The organism is Rhizobium sp. WSM1328 (genome assembly GCF_057653715.1).
Genome location: NZ_JBYGKO010000003.1, coordinates 203845 through 223239, shown reverse-complemented (window position 1 = coordinate 223239; position 19395 = coordinate 203845). Strand labels below are relative to the sequence as shown.

Annotated in this window: 7 protein-coding genes; all 7 read right to left on the bottom strand. The window is 62.3% G+C overall.

The annotated features are described in order from the left end of the window. Positions 1–5 precede the first annotated feature (5 nt). Positions 6–1448: an HlyD family type I secretion periplasmic adaptor subunit gene (locus AC2444_RS28645; RefSeq protein ID WP_012760106.1), complete on the bottom strand. Its 1443-nt coding sequence runs from the start codon at positions 1446–1448 to the stop codon at positions 6–8. After that, complete coding sequence (locus AC2444_RS28640; protein ID WP_012760107.1) at positions 1445–3589, bottom strand: peptidase domain-containing ABC transporter; 2145 nt, start codon at positions 3587–3589, stop codon at positions 1445–1447. Before AC2444_RS28640 ends, AC2444_RS28645 begins: the two co-directional genes overlap by 4 nt. Before the next feature lie 97 nt (positions 3590–3686). After that, the gene (locus tag AC2444_RS28635) at positions 3687–3995 is read right to left on the bottom strand and encodes a hypothetical protein (RefSeq protein WP_012760108.1); all 309 of its coding nucleotides are present in this window, start codon (positions 3993–3995) and stop codon (positions 3687–3689) included. Between the two features lie 76 nt (positions 3996–4071). Then, the gene (locus AC2444_RS28630; protein WP_128449592.1) at positions 4072–5283 is read right to left on the bottom strand and encodes a GTP-binding protein; all 1212 of its coding nucleotides are present in this window, start codon (positions 5281–5283) and stop codon (positions 4072–4074) included. A gap of 21 nt (positions 5284–5304) precedes the next feature. Further along, positions 5305–10623, bottom strand: coding sequence for a DUF4082 domain-containing protein (locus AC2444_RS28625; RefSeq protein ID WP_128449593.1), 5319 nt, complete (start codon positions 10621–10623; stop codon positions 5305–5307). 237 nt (positions 10624–10860) lie between these two features. Further along, positions 10861–12084 carry a GTP-binding protein gene (locus AC2444_RS28620; protein WP_017997147.1) on the bottom strand — a complete coding sequence of 408 codons (1224 nt, stop codon included), beginning with the start codon at positions 12082–12084 and terminating at the stop codon, positions 10861–10863. Between the two features lie 50 nt (positions 12085–12134). Further along, a complete protein-coding gene (locus AC2444_RS28615) occupies positions 12135–19181 on the bottom strand; it encodes a DUF4082 domain-containing protein (protein ID WP_128449594.1) in 7047 nt (2348 codons plus the stop codon). Between the last annotated feature and the right edge of the window lie 214 nt (positions 19182–19395).

Sequence of the window (19395 nt, the reverse complement as noted above, 5' to 3'; positions counted from 1 at the left end):
ACATCCTACGGTTCGCGTATTGCGTTATCGAGGCCACGCAGCAGCGGATACAGGAAATAGGAGATCACAGTACGGTTGCCGACCTTGATTTCCGTGGACACGGTCATGCCGGGAAGTAGCCGCACCGGCATGCCTGCTGCATTCAGCCGGGTATCGGCAAGCAGGATCCGCGCCTTGAAGAAGGGGGCGGCCGGCTGGCTCGGGGTCTCTGTTTGCTCCTGTTGGCCGGTGAGGAAGGTGTCCTGGCTGATGGTTCTCACCTCGCCCGTGGCGGTGCCATATTTCTGGAAGGGATAGGCGTCGAGCTTGATGCGGGCTTCCTTGCCGACGGCTACGCGACCGATGTCGCGCGTGTTGATCGAGACTTCGGCTTCGAGCGGCACGTTGATCGGTACCAGCGTCACGACCGGTTCCGCCTCGCGCACCACTGAACCGACCGAGCGGTGGGCGAGATCGAGCACGACGGCATCGGCGGGTGCGGTCAGCGCCACCATGTTGCGGCGCAGTTCCATCTTTTTCAGTTCCTCGTCAGCCATGTCACGCTGGCCGCGCAGTTCCACCAGCTGCTCCATTGCGGCGCGGCGGAAATCCTCGATGAAGGCCTGGCGGTCGGCTCGGAGCTTGGCATAGGCGTGGGCGGCCTCGTCTGCCCGGCCGCGGACAGCGGTCAGGTCGGACTCGACGTCAAGGCGAGCGTCACGGGAGCCGAGCAACGTGATCAGCGAGCCGCTCTGCTTGTTATAGAGCCGCTCCCGCGCTGCCTCGATCTGAGAGAGCCCATCGCGCCTGTCGTTGAGCACGGCCTCCTGGTTCCTGCTCGCCGCAAGAGCGGCCGACTGGCCGGCGATTTGCTGCTCGAAATTCTGCAGCTGCGCCATGTAGAAGGCCTGTCGCTGGCCGAAGAGCTGCGCCTGCAGCACCTGGTCGGGCGCATCTCCCGCCATCTTCGTGTAGTCGTCGCCGGCAAGCTCGGCCTCGATGCGCCTCACCTGCGCGTCGAGCGCGGAGAACTTCGCCTGCTGCTGGTCGACATCGGCCTGGCTGAAAGTGGCGTCGAGGGTCGCGAGCGTCTGCCCGGCATGCACCACTTCGCCGACCTTCACCTCGATCGTGCGGATGATCGAGGTTTCGAGCGGCTGGACGACGATCGTCGGCTGGGTGGTGACGAGCTTGCCGGGCGCAATCACCACCTCATCGATCGACGAGACCGAGGCCCAGATGATCGCCGAAACAATCAGCGCCGTCACGCAGTACAGCGTCATCCTTGCAATGCGCGGCGGGGCGCGTTCCTCCAGCTCGACGGCGTCGGACTGGAATTCTGCAATTGCCGGCGGCAACGGCGGGCGGGCGGTGAGCTCCCTGCCCTTCCCCGAAGGGCCCTTGTCTGAAGGGCCTTTGCCTGAAGGGACCGGCAGGTTTTCGCTGGGTTTTCTAATGTGCGCGTTCATGCGACCTGCCTCATCTGCTGGGACCACAGGTGACGATAGGTCATGCAGCGCGATACGAGCTGATCATGCCGGCCGATATCGGCGACCTTGCCACGCTCGATGACGAGAATGGCATCGGCATCGACGAGCGTCGAAAGCCGGTGCGAGACAATGATGACGGTGCGGCCGGCGGCGATGCGGCTCAGATTATCGCGGATGATCGCCTCACTGTCGGGGTCGAGCGCGCTCGTCGCCTCGTCGAAGATCAACAGCTTCGGATCGGTGATAAGCGCGCGGGCAATGGCAAGCCGCTGCTTCTGGCCACCTGACAGGTTGGAGGCGTTTTCCTCCAGCATCGTGTCAAAGCCGCGCGGCAGGCGCTCGATGAACTCCTCGGCGCCGGCGATGCGGGCGACTTCCATGATCTCTTCGATGCTGGCATCGGGCTTGGCGGCGGCAATATTCTCGCGCACCGAGCCGCGAAACAGGAAACTATCCTGCAACACGACGCCGATGCTCGTTCTCAGATGCACGAGATCGATCTCGCGGCTGTCATAGCCATCCATGCGCACGAGGCCTTCCTGGCTCTGATAGAGCCCCTGGATGAGCCTTGTGATCGTCGTCTTGCCCGAGCCGCTCTTGCCGACCACGCCGAAGAGGCAGCCCGCGGGAATGGCGAAAGAGACATTGTCCAGCGCCGGCGCGCTATCCGGGCCGTAACGGAAGCTGACCCTGTCGAATTCGATGCGGCCCTGCAGATGCGGCCGAACACCTCGCCCGCGGCCCGCCTGCTCCGGCCGCTGGTTCATGATCTCGCCGAGCATGCGCACGGAGAGCGCGACTTCCTGATATTCGTGCACCATTGTGACGATCTGCACCAGTGGTCCCGAGACCCGGCCGGCGAGCATGTTGAAGGCGACCAGCGCGCCGATCGTCATCGCGCCGCTGAAGACATCGAGCGCGCCGAGGCCGATGATTGCGACGCTCATCAGCTTCTCCAGCAGCCCGGTCATCGCCTGGGCGATGGTCGAGATCTTGTCGACCCGGAAACGCACGGAGATCGACTGGGCCGAATAATCGTCCCACACCTTGCGCTGGCGCGGCTCCAGCGCCAGCGATTTGACGGTGCGCATGCCGTGCACGGTTTCCACCAGCAATGCCTGCCGGTCGCCTTCGGCCTGGTAAAGCGCCTGCAACCGGCGCTGGAACGGCCCGACGAGCATCATCACCACGAGCCCGACGAGGGCGGCGAAACCGAGCACGACAAGCGTCAGCTTGACGCTGTAGAGAAGCAAGATCGGCACGAAGACCAGCAGCGAAACGCCGTCCAGGAGCGTAAGAAACAGCCGGCCGGTCAGGAATTCGCGGATGCGCCCAGTCTGCTGCATATGCTTGACGAGAACGCCGGCCGAGGCATGCTCGAAGAGCGCGATCGGCAGATTGAGCAGATGGCCGAAGGTGCGGGTCGCGACGCGGATGTCGATCCTGTTCGTCGCATAAAGCAGCAGATAACGGCGCAGAAAGGTGAAGGTCGCGTCGAAGACGAGCGCGATCGCGATGCCCACCGTCAGAACCGTCAGCGTCGCATAGCTCTGATGCACCAGCACCTTGTCGATGACGAGCTGAAAGAAGATCGGCGTGGTCAGCCCCAGCCCGTAAAGCACGAAGGCGGCGAGCGCGACGTCGCGGAAGAAGCTGCGCTGCTTGATGATCTCGGGGACGAACCAGCGGAAGCCGAAAGGCCGATCCTCATCGGACATGCGATAGTTGCGCTTCAGCAGGATCACCGATCCGAGCCAGGCCTTGGCGAACTGCTCTTCGCTGAGCATCATCACCTCGGCGCGTGATGCCAGCGGGTCGAGAACGCGGATTCTCTCATCCTCCCCGCTCCCGACAGCACCGGCGATGACCACCCAATTGCCGTTCGTCAGCTCAGCGAGCACCGGGAAGGCCTCGCCGAGTTGGAACAGGGATCGCCAGTCGAGCGTCAGATGCCTTGCTCTGAGGCCGGCATCCTTGGCCATGCGCAGCAACTGCCGCATGGCAACGGGATCGTTGCCGACGGCATAATCGTGCTGCAGTCGTTCAGGAGCAAGATCGACGCCGTGATGACGCGCTACGAGCGCAAGACAGTGCAGGTTGGTATGCAGAAAACCACTCATGGCCCACCCGAAACAATACGAGACCGAGGCTTCGATTTGAAAAGTTAGAGCGTCTTTGTGCGTCCGAATGGACGCACGGCGCTCTAGACCTGTTTTATCAGTTGAAGTTCGGCGAGGCGTTCGAAGCGCCGGCCTGCACCGTCTGAATATCGGCAGCCGCCGCAGCTGGCATATCGCCGATGCGACGGACCGCACCCGACTCGACCAACCCGCCAAGCGCCTTCTGCATGAGATCGACGGCATTGGCGAAGGCATCGACCGGCATGATGATGCGCTGGCGGAAGACCGGCTTCGGATTGTTGTTGGCGTCACGATCGGTGGCCGAGAGCGACATCAGGTCGATGCGCACGATCGTTCCGGTGATGGTGATTTCGCCGATGCCATCTGCATAAAGTTCGTTGCTCATTGTTCTCTCCTTTAGTTGATAATCGAAACGTCTTCACCTTAGGGCGCCTTACGTCCATTAGGACGCTCTAACTATTTCAATGTGCGTGCTGCCACGCCGGAAACGGGTCCCGAAGCCCGGCGGCGGTCTGCGGATCGAAGCCTGTCTCCTCACCGGTCAGGCAGTCGTCGAGCGCGGTGCGGATGGCTTCCTCGTCGAAGCCGGCGCCGATGAAGACCAGTTCCTGGCGGCGGTCGCCCCAGACCTCGTCCCAATGCCGGTCGAGCAGCTGGCGGAATTGAGGATGGCGCGGCCAGTGTGCTTTCGGCACCGACGCCCACCAGAAGCCCTTGGTGTCGATGCGGCACTGGGTGCCGGCAATCGACAGCAGGCCGATCTCGTTGGGCCTCGTCGCCAGCCAGAAATGACCCTTCGCGCGGATGAGGCCCCGCCATTTCCTGTCGAGAAAATCCCGCAGCCTGGAGGGATCGAACGGCCGGCGGCTGCGATAGACGAAGCTCGAAATACCGTATTCCTCGGTCTCCGGCACATGATCGCCCCAACCGAAGAGTTCCTTGTGCCACAGCGGATGGCGGGCAGCTCTCGCTTCGCTGAAGAGGCCGGTATTCAGGATAGCGTCGAGTTTTAGCCGCCCGAAGCCGGTTTCGATGACGCGGGCATCGGGATTGAGTGCGGCTACGATGCGGCGAACCTCGGCAAGAGCTACGGGCGTCACCTCCGTGGCCTTGTTGATGACAACGACGTCGGCAAATTCGATCTGCTCGACAAGGAGCTCGACGAGCCTGCGCTCGTCATCTCCGTCCCGGCTCTCGCCACGATCCCTCAGGAATTCCGCGCTGGCATAATCGGCCAGCAGATTGACCGCATCGACGACGGAAACCACCGTGTCGAGCCGCGCGACATCGCAGAGTGCCGCGCCGCTCTCGTCGCGGAAGGAGAAGGTTGCTGCGACCGGCAGAGGCTCGGCAATGCCGGTGCCCTCGATCAGCAGATAGTCGAAACGGCCAGCGCTAGCGAGCCGGCGGACCTCGCTCAGAAGATCGTCGCGCAAAGTGCAGCAGATGCAGCCATTGGTGAGCTCCACCAGCGTCTCGTCCGTCCGCGACAGGTTGGCTCCGCCGTCACGGACGAGATCGGCATCGATATTGACCTCGCTCATGTCGTTGACGATCACGGCGACTCGACGTCCCTCGCGATTGTGCAGAACATGATTGAGGACCGTCGTCTTGCCGGCGCCGAGAAACCCGGCAAGGACCGTGACCGGAAGTCTGTTGTCTGCACTCGTCATCGGTACTCCCCGCTCGCTTTTCTACGCCGCGAGCTGCGGTCTGAATGCTACGTCCACATAGTAGTTTGTGCTGTTATAGCTGGCACTCGGGAACAACCCGCTCGACCCATAGGCATAGACGCCGTTACTGCCGCTGAGCGCCCTGAGATCGCCATTCGTCACATCGGCGCTGAAGTAATTGCCGGTCGCCGAATAATTGCCGTTGGTGCTGTAGGAAACGACATAGGTCGTATCCGCGGCGACCTCGACCTGCTGGGTGAGTGTCGCGGTCTGCCAGCCGCTTGCCGTTTCGTTGCTGAAGGCGACGCTACCGAGCAGCGTGCCCGAAGCAGTCCAGAGATAGCCGTTATGCGGGCCTGTATTGTCGACACCCTTGTAGAAGCGGATGCCGGTGATCCAGCCTGCCGTATCGGCCTGGAATTTCATGCCGAGATTGACCTGCTGATTGTCGTTGGTGGAGACGATTGCAGGCGTTGCATTGGCGGCAAAGAGATTCTGCTCCGGGCCTGCAGCCGGGTTGTTGATGATGAGCGCAACCTGGGCCGTGGCCGTGCCGCCCTTGCCGTCTGATATCGCGTAGCTGAAGCTCGCCGGTCCCGAATAGGCTGCGGTCGGCGTGAAGGTCACCGTCTGGGCCTGGGCATTGTATGCGACCGAGCCGTTGACGCCGCCGCTGACACCAGTGATCGTGAGCGGATCGCCATCGGCATCGCTGTCGTTTGAAAGCAGCGCCGACGCCTGGATGGTGATCGGCGTGCCCGTATTTGTCGAGTAGCCGCTGTCATTGGTTGCGACCGGAACTGAATTCTGCGCGCCCTGCTGATAGAGCACGTCCACCCAGTAATTGCTGGCATTGTAGGAGGCGGTCGGGAACAGGCTGCCCGTGCCATAGGCATAGACGCCGTTGCCGCCGCTGACCGAACTTGCCGGCGCCGTCAGCGCGCCGCTCGTAAAGTCCGTCGTGAAGTAGTTTGCGGTTGCCGAATAGAAGCCGTTCGAATGGTAGCTCGCCACATAGGTGACGCCGGCCGTGACATTGATCGGCTGCGTGAAGGAGACCGTCTGCCAGCCGCTTCCCGTCTCGTTGATGAAGGTTGCCTGGCCAAGGAGCTGGCCGCTCGTGGTCCAGAGCGAGCCGACATGCGTGCCGGTATCCTGAGCGCTCTTGTAATAGGTGAGCCCCGTGATCTGGCCGTTGGCGGAAGCGATGAACTTGACGCCAAGTTCGACCGAGTTGGCGTCGTTGGCGGCGGCTGCACCCGACGTGTCGGCGCTTGTAAACAAGCTCGAGGTCGTGCCGCCGCCGGGCTGCGAATTGACAGTGAGGCTGACGGTGGCCGAGGCCGTGCCGCCATGGCCGTCCGAGATCGAATAGGAGAAGCTTGCGACGCCCGTATAGCCCGAATTCGGCGTGAAGATCACCGAGTTGGTCTGGCTGTTGAAGGTCACCGTTCCGTTGACCGCGCCATTGGCGCCAGTAATGTTCAGCGGGTCGCCATCGCTGTCGCTGTCGTTGGCAAGCAGGTTGGCCGCGGTAATCGACAGGGCCGTGTTGGCATAGGTCGTGTAGCCGTTGTCGTTGGCGGCAACCGGCACCGTGTTGCCCGTCGACTGGTTGAAGACGACATCGACCCAGTAATTCGACGACTGGTAGCTCTGGGTCGGGAAGGTTGAGCCCGATCCGACGGCATAGACGCCGTTCGTGCCGGCCAGCGCCGTCAGCGAGCCGTTGGTATGTGCCGTGTTGAAATAGCCTGCCGTTGCCACATAGCTGCCGGTCGTGTGGTAGGAGGCGACATAGGTCGCACCCGCCGTGATCTGAAGCGGCGTGGAGAAGGTTGCTGTCTGCCAGCCGGAAAGCGACTCGTTGGTGAAGGTGACCGTGGCGACGAGCGTGCCGTCGGCCCTCCAGATAGAGCCAGTGTGCACGCTGGTGTCGCCGGCAGCCTTATAATAGCGGATGCCCGAGATCGTGCCGTTTGCGGAGGCGACGAACTTCATGCCGAGTTCCATCGCCGTATTGTCGTTAAAGCTGCCGCCGGTCGGTCCCTCACTGCCGGTAAACAGCGTCTCGCCGGCCGGACTTGGCTGAACCGTGAGGCTGACATTGCCCTGATCCGTGCCACCGCGGCCGTCCGACAGCGTATAGGTGAAGCTTGCCGGCCCCGAATAATTGCTAGCCGGCGTGAAGGTGATGGCTCCGGTCTGCGTGTTGAGAGCAACCGTGCCGTTCAGCGCATTGCCGACGGCGGTGATGGTCAGCGCATCGCCATTGGCGTCGACATCATTTGCTACGAGTGCGGCAATCGAGATAACAAGCGTCCCGTTATGGCCGATGATCAGCCCGCCGTCGTCGGTTGCGACCGGCTGGCTGTTCGGGCCGGCACCGAAGACCACGTCCACCCAATAGTTGGAGCCGCCGGGGCTCTGGCCGGGGAACGTGCTGGTGCCGCTATAGGCAAAGACACCGCCGCCATCGACGGCCTTCAGCGCGCCGCTAGCATAGGGCTCGTTGAAATAATTCTCGGTGACGGAGAAGAATCCGTTGCTGTGATAGGAGGCCACATAGGTCGTGCCGGCGGCGATCTGGATCGGCGAGGAGAACATCACCGTCTGCCAGCCGGAGAGCGATTCACCCGCCGACACGCCTGTTGCGAGCAGCGTTCCGTCGCCGGACCAGAGGCTGACGACGTGGTCGCCGGTATTGTAGAAGCCCTTGTAGAAGCGGATGCCCTGCACCGAGCCTGCCGTCGTTGCCTGGAAGCGCAGGCCGAGCTCGACCGGATCTCGATCGATTGCCGTTTCCACCGCAGGCTTTTCCGCCAGCGTCCACAGGCCCTGTGTGCCCGGCAGGGTGACAGTAACCTGCTTGCCGGCCGATGGTGCCTCCAGATTGACGCTGTCGTCGACGGCGCGCGACAGGATCGTATAGGTGCCGCTCGCCTGGACGACCCAGTTATAGCTCCAGCTCTCGCGGCCGGTGGCCTTGAACCAGTGCTGGCCGCCATCTGTGGAGATCTCGACACCGGCAATGATGCCGCCGCCGAAATCCTGCGCCGTGCCGGTGATGGTGACGCGCTGCCCTTCGACGAAGCTGGCACCGATGATCGGCGAGCTGATCGACGAGGTGGGCTTCAACGCGTCGGTCGATTGGGTCGCGAGGATCAGGCTCGCATCGAGCGTAGTCGGCTGGATGCCCATGTCCGCGAACATGTTGACCATCGCCTGCTGCACGTTGGGATCGGTCGGCGTCTCCGCTCCCTGGTGGTTGGCGTTCAGGCCCCAGGACCAGAAGACGGTGCCGGCGCCGAAGACGAGCGCGCCGCTTTCGGCCCGGTACATGGTGAGGCTATGGGTCGCCAGCGCATCGCCGACCGTCGTGCCGTAGTCGCGCAGATAGGTGCTGACCGCGATCGAGGAGAGCGACAGGTTGATAAGGCCATCCGGCCGGAAGCCGTTTTCGACGTCGGAATCCCACTCGTAGCCGAGCAGGTTCTGCACGAGATTGAAGGTCTCGCCCTCCTCAAGCTCGGCGACATCGGTGTTGCGCCAGAAGCGCAGGTTCGAATAGTCGTAGGGGATGGTGATCGTATCGGAACGGTAGCTGTCCACCTGGAACAACGTGCCGGTCAGCGAATTCTCCGGCTCCTGCCCCGGATCGGTATAGCGCGGATCACGCCAGGTGCCAGTGCTGGTACTGCTCGGATCCGTGCTCGTGCCCCAGGTCTCCTTGTAACAGACCATGGTGCGATAGGCCTGGCCGCTGCCGTCGATACTGCTTTCCCAGCGCACCTTCCAGTAGCACTCGTTGCCGCTCCAGAAGGCGAGGTTCACACCCGCATCGCGGGCCGCCTCGACATTGGCGCGCTGTTCGGCCGACCAGTATTCGTCATGACCGACGGAGAGATAGGCATCATGGTTCAGCAGCAGGCTGCCGCTGCGCGTCGCATCGACGCCGGAGATATAGGAAACATCGTAGCCGTTCTGCTCCAGCCACTGGATCGCCGAAGACTCGACACCGAAGATGAAATCATGCGAGCCGCCGATCGGGCTGGTATTGGTGATGATCGGGCGGTTGTAGCTGACGGCCGAGGCGCGGCCGATCGCGGTCAGCCCGCAGCTGCAGTTCGGCGGCAGGTAGCCGATCATGTCGGCCGGATCGACGGGGACTTCGCCGTAATAGAGGCTGGCGCCGCCCCAGGCATTATAGGCCTGCCAGGTGGTATCGGATGTCTGGAAGACGATATCGCTGGTCGAGGCATCGTCGCGCACGACGAAGGGGATGATGCTTGCATCCTCGGTGCCATCCTCGCGCACGAGCTTGGCGAAATAGACGCCCGAAACGGCGTCGTCGGGAATCTCCCAGCTCGCCGATACCGACCAGTTGCCGCAATCGATGAGGCCGAGCGACATGTCGACGATCGGGTGCGGCTGGATCTGCGCCGATGTCAGCGATTGCTCTATCGAGTCAACCTTGCGCGCGCCGGCTCCGCCGTAATAGCCAATGCGGTAAATATCGATGCGGTAGTGGGTGGAATCGGTGGCAATCTTGAAATCGACCGTCTGGCCGATATTCGTGCTGATTTCGGTGGCAAAACCCTGAATGGTGCCACCGCCATCGCCCTCCAGACCCCACTCGCTGATCGGGTTGCCCTGTTTCAGGTTTTCGAGCGCGATTTTGTTGGGCGTCGCCGCAGCCGAAACCGCCGCTGCCGCCAATGCTGTCGGGGCCGCGGTCGTCTCAGCAGAAACGTCCTGGCTGGGCTCCAGAGAGACAGATGCTATCGAGGCCTGAAGGCGCAACGAAGTCGCGCCCAGAGTGCTGGAAGAGCTGACCGGCGCCGCGGTCTTGGCGCTTCCGGTGTCGGCATCGGTGGTAACGCCCGTCAGCGCGGGAGCGGCGGGCAGTGTCGCAGCCTCCTCGGACGGATCCGGGGCAAGCACGGTGCGTTGCGATGTCGAGGAAGGCGTCTGGAACACCGTCGCAGCGGACGCCGTCTTCGTGAAACTGTCTTGCGCGCCGCTATCTCCCGCAGGCGCCGGCATCGCCGTCGACGATGCGGAGGACGATTGCGTGTCGCCTGATGAAATCAGGGAAGATGTGACAGTGCCTGAGAAAGAGGATTGGACGGTTGCGCTGTCCTGATTGGCAAAGCCGTAGGAACCCTGAGTGCTTGAAGACACCACGGTCGCAGTTCCAACCAATGCGGTCCAGACAGAGGGTGGGTGACAGACGCTCGGCGTGCCGCCGGCAGTACTTAGATATTCGCGATTCCTCACATGAAATCTCAGCAAGAGCGGCGTCCCCGTTTCCCGTCGACCAGCATTGGACGAAATCATCCTGCCAGCTTTCGAAGGGGAACGTACGACAGCAATCTGGGGTATTTGGGTGATACTCCGTACTCCGATATGATGACCCACACCGCATACCCGACCCGACAAGCCCGCAAAGCAGCCTCCGGCTACTGCTCAGCGGCCGACTCTGGGTGAAGAGAAATTCTAGTTCGGTATTGTCTCGCCGGTCCGGCCGGTCGAGCCGGTACTTTTGCGTCGACCCCGGTACTCCCGCGTCCCGTGCTACCAGGCCGGAAACGGATCTTCGAGAGCCGACCAGTCCCGCGGGTCCGAGCTGGCCAGGCAGTCGTCCAACGCGGTGCGGACGCCTGTCTCGTCCATATCAACACCGATGAACACGAGCTCCTGCCGACGGTCGCCCCAAGCGCTGTCCCATCGGCTCTCGAGATGCTGGCGAAACTGTTGATGGCTGGGCCAGTCTTGTCGGGGAACGGCCGCCCACCAGAGCCCCATAGGCTCACAGCGCCGTTGCACCCCGGCAACCGACATCAGACCCACGTGACGCGGGCGCGTGGCAAGCCAGAAATGGCCTTTGGCGCGGATTACCCCCGGCCAGGGCTCGTCCAGGAATGCTCGAAACCGCTTGGGGTCGAAGGGACGTCTCGTGCGATAGACAAAGCTCGATACCCCATATTCCTCCGTCTCCGGAACATGATCGCCCGGATTGTACAGTTCCTTGTGCCACAACGGGTGAGCGGCGGCTTTTGCTTCATCGAAGAGGCCTGTACTGAGGACGGTTGCAAGAGAAACCTTGCCGAAGTCCGTCTCCACCTGGCGGGCATCCGGGTTGAGTGCAGCCACCGTCTTGCGGACTTCCGCGCGGATCTCCTCGGTCGCATCGGAGATCTTGTTGATCACGACAATATCGGCAAACTCGATCTGGTCCACCAACAGGTCGATAAGCGTCCGCCGATCCTCGCTGTCGCGCTGCAGGCCGCGATCGCGAAGCAGATCAGCGCTGGTGTAGTCGGCCAAGAGGCTTGTGGCGTCGACGACGGTCACCATCGTGTCGAGTTTCGCAAAATCGGAGAGCGAAACACCGTTTTCGTCGCGGAATGAAAAGGTTGCCGCGATAGGGCATGGCTCCGCAATGCCGGTCCCCTCTATCAACAGATAGTCGTATCGCCCCTCTTCGGCCAGTCGCCGCACTTCCGTCAGGAGATCGTTGCGCAGGGTGCAGCATATGCAGCCATTGCTGAGCTCGATCAACGTCTCCGTCGTATGCGACAGGTTACAGCCGCCGTCTCGAATAAGACTAGCGTCTATATTCACTTCGCTCATATCGTTGACGATGACCGCGACCCGCAGGCCCTCGCGATTGGTCAACACGTGGCTGAGAAGCGTCGTCTTGCCGGCGCCGAGAAAACCCGAGAGCACCGTCACCGGCAGCCGGTCGACGCTGTTTATCAGCATCCCTTGAATGAGGGCATTCGGAGCGACTGTCATTTGCGTTTTATGAGCCTCATTCGAAACCCTCTTTAACCTCGTTCGACGCGTCAAGCTGCAAGCTGCGGCCGGAAGACCACATCGGCATAATAGTTTGCCGAGTCAAAGGTGCTGGTCGGGAAGAGACCTGTGGTGGCAGATCCGCCGTAGGCATAGACGCCATTGCCGCCAGCCGCAGCGCTGGATAGCGCCGACAGCGGACCGTTGCTGACGCCGTTGGCGAAGAAGCCATCGGTAGCCACGTATGCACCGGTGGTGTGGTAGGAGGCGATATAGGTGGTGTTGGCGGCGATGGTGACGGGCGTTGTGAAGTTCACCGTCTGCCAGCCGCTCGCCGTGGTGTTGGTGAAGGTGGCGGTGGCAAGCTTGGTGCCGGTCGTGGTCCACAGATCGACGACGTTCTGTCCGTTGTCGTTGGCGTTGCGGTAGAACTTGATGGCGGTGACATCACCGATAACGTTCGACTGGAACTTGACGCCGACCTCGAGCTGCTGACCGTCGTTGAGGTTGGTCTGGGCCGGTGTGCTGGAGGCGTTGAACAGGCTGTAGGTCGCAGGCGCCACTGTCGCAGTGATATTGAAGGTCTCGTTGGCGGCAAGGCCGCCGAGGTCGGTTGCCGTCACCCTGACGCCATAGGTGCCGGATGTCGTCGGTGTGCCGCTGAAGGTCCGCGTCGTGGCGTTGAAGGCGAGCCAGGCAGGCAGTGCCGTGCCGTCGGCAGCCGTTGCCGTGTAGGTCAGCGTTTCACCGCTGTCGACATCGGTGAAGGTCGTTGTCGGCAGGACAAAGGAGAAGGCTGTGCCGACGCTGGCGTTCTGGGCAGCCGTCTGAACAGCCAGCACCGGCGCGTCATTGGCGCCATGGATGGTGACGGTCAGGTTGGCCGTGGCGGTGGCGCCGGCAGTGTCGCGCATCGTGTAGCTGAAGACTTCGCTCAGCGTGTTGGTCGACTGCCGCAATGCCTGCACGGCGGCATTGGTCTCGTTGACGGCATAACTATAGACGCCCGATGCGCTGAGCACGAGACTGCCATAGGCGCCGTTCAGCGCCGAACCGAGCGTGCCTGATGTCGCGCCGAAGCCGACTGCGGTCACCGCCTTGGTGTCACCGGCATCCGCATCGGTGTCGTTGGTCAGCACGTTGCCGCTGGCAACAACGCCGCCCGAACCGTTGCCCACGCCACCCTTCTCGGTCGCATCCCCGGCATCGGCAACCGCCGTCGGCGTCGTGTTGCCTGATGTCGACACGGCGATGTTGAAGGTCTCAGTGGCGGTGAGGCCGCCAAGGTCGGTCGTCGTGACCCTGACGCCATAGGTACCTGATGTCGTCGCCGTTCCGGAGAAGGTCCTCGTCGAGGCATTGAAGCTCAGCCAGCCAGGCAGCGCCGTGCCGTCGGCGGACGTTGCCGCATAGGCCAGCGTCTCGCCGCTGTCGACATCGGTGAAGGTCGTCGTCGGCAGCGTGAACGAGAAGGCAGAGCCGACGGTGGCGTTCTGGCTAGCCGTCTGGACCGCCAGCACCGGCGCGTCGTTGGCGCCATGGATGGTGACGGTGAGGCTGGCCGTGGCGGTGGCGCCGGCCGTGTCACGCATCGTATAGCTGAAGACATCGCTCAGCGTGTTGGTCGACTGCCGCAATGCCTGCACGGCGGCATTGGTCTCGTTGACGGCATAGCTATAGACGCCCGATGCGCTGAGCACGAGACTGCCATAGGTGCCGTTCAGTGCCGAACCGAGCGTGCCGGTTGTGGCGCCGAAGCGGATCGCCGTCACCGTCTTGGTGTCACCGGCATCCGTATCGGTATCGTTGGTCAGCACATTGCCGCTGGCAACCACACCACCCGAACCGTTGCCCACGCCACCCTTCTCGGTCGCATCCCCCGCATCGGCAACTGCCGTCGGCGTCGTGTTCGGTGTTGTCGATGCCGGACGGAAGACCACATCGGCCCAATAATTGGCAGCGTTGAAGGTGGCATTCGGGAAAATGCCTACGGTGGCGGATCCGCCATAGCGGTAGACGCCGTTGCCGCCGGCGACAGCGCTCGACTGGGCCGTCAGCGGACCACTGGTGACGGCGGTCGTATAGAAATTGTTGGTTGCCACGTATGCGCCGGTGGTGTGGTAGGAGGCGATATAGGTGGTGTTGGCGGCGATGGTGACGGGCGTTGTGAAGTTCACCGTCTGCCAGCCGCTCGCCGTGGTGTTGGTGAAGGTGGCGGTGGCAAGCTTGGTGCCGGTCGTGGTCCACAGATCGACGACGTTCTGTCCGTTGTCGTTGGCGTTGCGGTAGAACTTGATGGCGGTGACATCACCGATAACGTTCGACTGGAACTTGACGCCGACCTCGAGCTGCTGACCGTCGTTGAGGTTGGTCTGGGCCGGTGTGCTGGAGGCGTTGAACAGGCTGTAGGTCGCAGGCGCCACTGTCGCAGTGATATTGAAGGTCTCGTTGGCGGCAAGGCCGCCGAGGTCGGTTGCCGTCACCCTGACGCCATAGGTGCCGGATGTCGTCGGTGTGCCGCTGAAGGTCCGCGTCGTGGCGTTGAAGGCGAGCCAGGCAGGCAGTGCCGTGCCGTCGGCAGCCGTTGCCGTGTAGGTCAGCGTTTCACCGCTGTCGACATCGGTGAAGGTCGTTGTCGGCAGGACAAAGGAGAAGGCTGTGCCGACGCTGGCGTTCTGGGCAGCCGTCTGAACAGCCAGCACCGGCGCGTCATTGGCGCCATGGATGGTGACGGTCAGGTTGGCCGTGGCGGTGGCGCCGGCAGTGTCGCGCATCGTGTAGCTGAAGACTTCGCTCAGCGTGTTGGTCGACTGCCGCAATGCCTGCACGGCGGCATTGGTCTCGTTGACGGCATAACTATAGACGCCCGATGCGCTGAGCACGAGACTGCCATAGGCGCCGTTCAGCGCCGAACCGAGCGTGCCTGATGTCGCGCCGAAGCCGACTGCGGTCACCGCCTTGGTGTCACCGGCATCCGCATCGGTGTCGTTGGTCAGCACGTTGCCGCTGGCAACAACGCCGCCCGAACCGTTGCCCACGCCACCCTTCTCGGTCGCATCCCCGGCATCGGCAACCGCCGTCGGCGTCGTGTTGCCTGATGTCGACACGGCGATGTTGAAGGTCTCAGTGGCGGTGAGGCCGCCAAGGTCGGTCGTCGTGACCCTGACGCCATAGGTACCTGATGTCGTCGCCGTTCCGGAGAAGGTCCTCGTCGAGGCATTGAAGCTCAGCCAGCCAGGCAGCGCCGTGCCGTCGGCGGACGTTGCCGCATAGGCCAGCGTCTCGCCGCTGTCGACATCGGTGAAGGTCGTCGTCGGCAGCGTGAACGAGAAGGCAGAGCCGACGGTGGCGTTCTGGCTAGCCGTCTGGACCGCCAGCACCGGCGCGTCGTTGGCGCCATGGATGGTGACGGTGAGGCTGGCCGTGGCGGTGGCGCCGGCCGTGTCACGCATCGTATAGCTGAAGACATCGCTCAGCGTGTTGGTCGACTGCCGCAATGCCTGCACGGCGGCATTGGTCTCGTTGACGGCATAGCTATAGACGCCCGATGCGCTGAGCACGAGACTGCCATAGGTGCCGTTCAGTGCCGAACCGAGCGTGCCGGTTGTGGCGCCGAAGCGGATCGCCGTCACCGTCTTGGTGTCACCGGCATCCGTATCGGTATCGTTGGTCAGCACATTGCCGCTGGCAACCACACCACCCGAACCGTTGCCCACGCCACCCTTCTCGGTCGCATCCCCCGCATCGGCAACTGCCGTCGGCGTCGTGTTCGATCCCGACGTGCTAAACATCACATCGACCCAATAGTTCGTCGACTGGAATGTGCCTGTGGGGAAGAGGCTGGCGCTGCCATAGGTGTATACGCCGTTGCCGCTGGCCGGCGCCGTCAGAGGCCCACTCGTCACATTGGAGATGAAGTAGTCGGCGGTTGTCGAATAGTGACCGGTATTCGTGTGGTAAGACGCTGTATAGGTTTGTCCGGCCGTCAGCGCCACCGGACTGGTGAAATAGGCGATCTGCCAGCCGCTGGCGGTCTCGTTGGTGAAGGTGAGGGTAGCAAGCCGCGTACCGGTGCTCGACCATAAAGAACCGGTGTGCGTGCCCGTATCCTGGCTGCCCTTGTAGAAGCGAATCCCGGTGACGGTCCCTGCCACAGAGGTCTGGAATTTGACCCCGAGTTCAACGGCTGAGGTATCGTCGGTGTTGACGACCGCTGGCGTCGCCGAACCGAACAGAGACGTGTAACTCGGTCCGCTGACGGTGACCGTTCGCCCGGCGGAGGGTGTTTCAAGGTTGATGTTGTCGTCGACGGCGCGGGACCGGATCGTGTAGCTACCGGCGACCTGCGGCGACCAGCTATAGGTCCAGTTCTCATCGCCTGTCGCTGGATGCCAGCTCGCGCCGTTGTCGGTCGAAACCTCGACGCTGGCGACCACCCCGCCGCCCGTGTCGGCAGCAGTGCCCGTAATCGTCACGTTGGATCCGACGGCCACCGTCGCGGGCACCGTGATGACGGAGGTCGGTGCAACATGGTCCGTGGAACCGGTTGTAGCGACAAGCCCGGATTGCAGCGTCCCAGGCTGAATGCCCATATCGGCAAGCAGATTGACCATTGCCTGCTGTACGCGGGGATCGGTCGGAGTCGCCTGGTTGTCGTGATTGTCGCTCAGGCCCCATGTCCAGTACACGGTACCGGCGCCGAACACCAGTGCACCGCTCGGCGCACGATAGAGCGTCAAATTGTGGGTCGACGTCGCATTGCCGGTGGTATTTCCGTAGTCAAGCAAGTAGGTGCTGACCGGAAGCGTCGTCGACGACAGCTTGACAAGGCCGGCCGGATCGAAGCCGTTATCGACCGCTTCGTCCCATTCGTAACCAAGATAGTTTTTGGTGAGCGTTGCGGTCTGGCCAGGCTGAAGATTGGCAACACTCGTATTGCGCCAGAAGCGCAGGTTGGCGTCGTCATATCCGACCGTGATGGCGGCGAGATTGCTGCCGACATCATCGACCTTGAACAACTGTCCGGTCAGTGAGTTTTCCGGGTTTCCACCGCCGACGGCGGGTGGGCTGAGGCGCGGATCACGGAATGTGCCTGTCCATTCGTTCGAAGGGTCGATGCTCGCGCCGGGCGAAAATGTCTCCTTATAGGTGATCAGAGTGCGATAGGGCGTGCCGTCGGCGCTATAGGCATTGCCCCAACGGGTGCGCCAATAGACCTCGTTACCGCTCCAGAACATCAGGTTGACGCCCGCATCGCGCGCTGCTTCGACATTGGTCCGCTGCTGACCAGACCAGTATTCGTCATGCCCAGCATCAACATAGGTCTTGTGATTGAGCAACAGGCTGCCATAGCGGTCGGCGTCGACACCCGACAGGTAGGAGACGTCATAGCCGTTCTGTTCCAGCCAGTAGATGCCCGCATATTCGGCGCCGAACAGATAATCCTGCGGACCGGCAAAAGTGCCAACCCCGCCGCGGGTCGCGATCGGTCTGTTGTAGCTGACCGCATAGGCGCGACCCGCACCCTGCCCCGTCGCCGGACCGTTGCCGCCATAGAGGTTTGCGCCACCCCAACCGTTGTAAGCTTGCCAGGTCTGGTCTGCCGTCTGAAAGACGATGTCGCTGTGGCTGTCGTCGTCGCGCACGATGAACGGGATGTGATTTTCGCCGGAGGTGCCATCCTGACGCACGAGCTTGGCGATATAGACGCCTGATACGGCGTCCTCGGGTGCGGTCCACGAGGCCGACACGGCCCAATTGCCGGCATCGACCGTGCCGGTCGTCGCATTGCGCAACGGATTAGGTTGATTCTGCAATCCGGTATGCTGAATGGTGTCGACCTTGCGCGCGCCCATGCCGCCATAATAGCCGAGCCGGTATATATCGATCCGATAGTTGGTGGAATTCGTATTGATCTTGAAGCTGATCGTCTTGCCATTGTCGACGCTGATGTCGGTCGCAAATCCCTCGATGTTGGAGCTACCGGCACCGTCGATGCCCCACTCGCTCTCTGGGTTACCCTGCTTCTGATTTTCCAGCACGATCAGGTTGCTTGCCGCAGCCGCGGCCGCCAGATTTTGCGTCGTCAACGACCGCTGCGTTGAAGGTGGCGTCGTCACCGAGCCGGAAAGAGTGCCGATACCCTTGGATGTGGCGGTGCCCGTTCCGATTTCTCCGCCGCCTGGCAACGATCCGTTCAAGATCGGCGAATCCGTCCATGTTGCGGTCCCGCGCCAGCCCGAGAGAGGGGAAAGGTTACGATCGAGAAGCGGGTCGCTGATCGAGGCGCCCATGGCCCGCTTGATCGTCGATACAAAGTCCGGCCCCTCGGTCAGCCTGGTTCCCGGTAATTGACCGTCCTGTTGGAGCACGGCGCCGCCATGGGCCCAATCGAGAATCCGCGTAGGAGAGGTAAAATAACCGCATCCGCACACACCAAAGGGCATGCCAAAAGCCAGCGAGTTAACTCCATCATGCTGCGCGGTCGCCTGCGCTGACGGGCTCGATTCGAGGATGACGACGTTGCCCGAGTGCGCACGCTCGCCCGTCACCGCGACAGAACCCTGTCCCGAAACTATCGGTGAAGAGCTTTGCGACAGATACGGAGCCAAAGGATCGTCGCCTATGAGGCTCATTCCAGCGTAGGTGCGATAAAGGGACGATTGAGCCCCGAATGCGACACCGTGCGCGTCCCGCTCGAAACTTGCAAAACCAGGCGTGTGGGCGAACAACCGAGACGCGGCAGTGTCCCCGCTTCGAACCCCTGTCTCGCGATTTGCTGTGAAAGCGTCAGGCAGGGCAGGCAAGGGCAGCGCTAGGTGGTTGATATCCACCCCACCTTCCGCGTCGCCAATCACGCCCCCACTCGGACCAACATCGTGCTCGTTGAGCGCCGCGTTGTTGTAGGGATTGTCGACAAGCGTACCATCATGCTTGTTTCCCTCGGCCGTCTGCACGGATGTCGCAAGTTGAGCACTATCCTCGCGCTTATCGGCAGGCTTGCCAGGCCTTCCCTTTCCGCCGACGGTCAGCCATCGGGGAACCAACGAATCCAGCAGGAGTGAGCGTGATGTCCACCGGCGAGCGTTGCGATACATGGCGGGGCCCTCTCTCGCGAGATTATCGGGATCGATTCTACGGGGATCGTTTGCTACGAAGCCCTGAATGATAGCCCAAAAATAAGCGAGTAGGTCCTACGCCTTTCGCTCTACAGGCGGTATCCTTTGGGCAACGACATTGTTGGCATCGGCCACGTGATGCGCGAGACACGCAAGGTGTTCGTTTCGGGGCATTTTTTCCTTTGCTCCGACC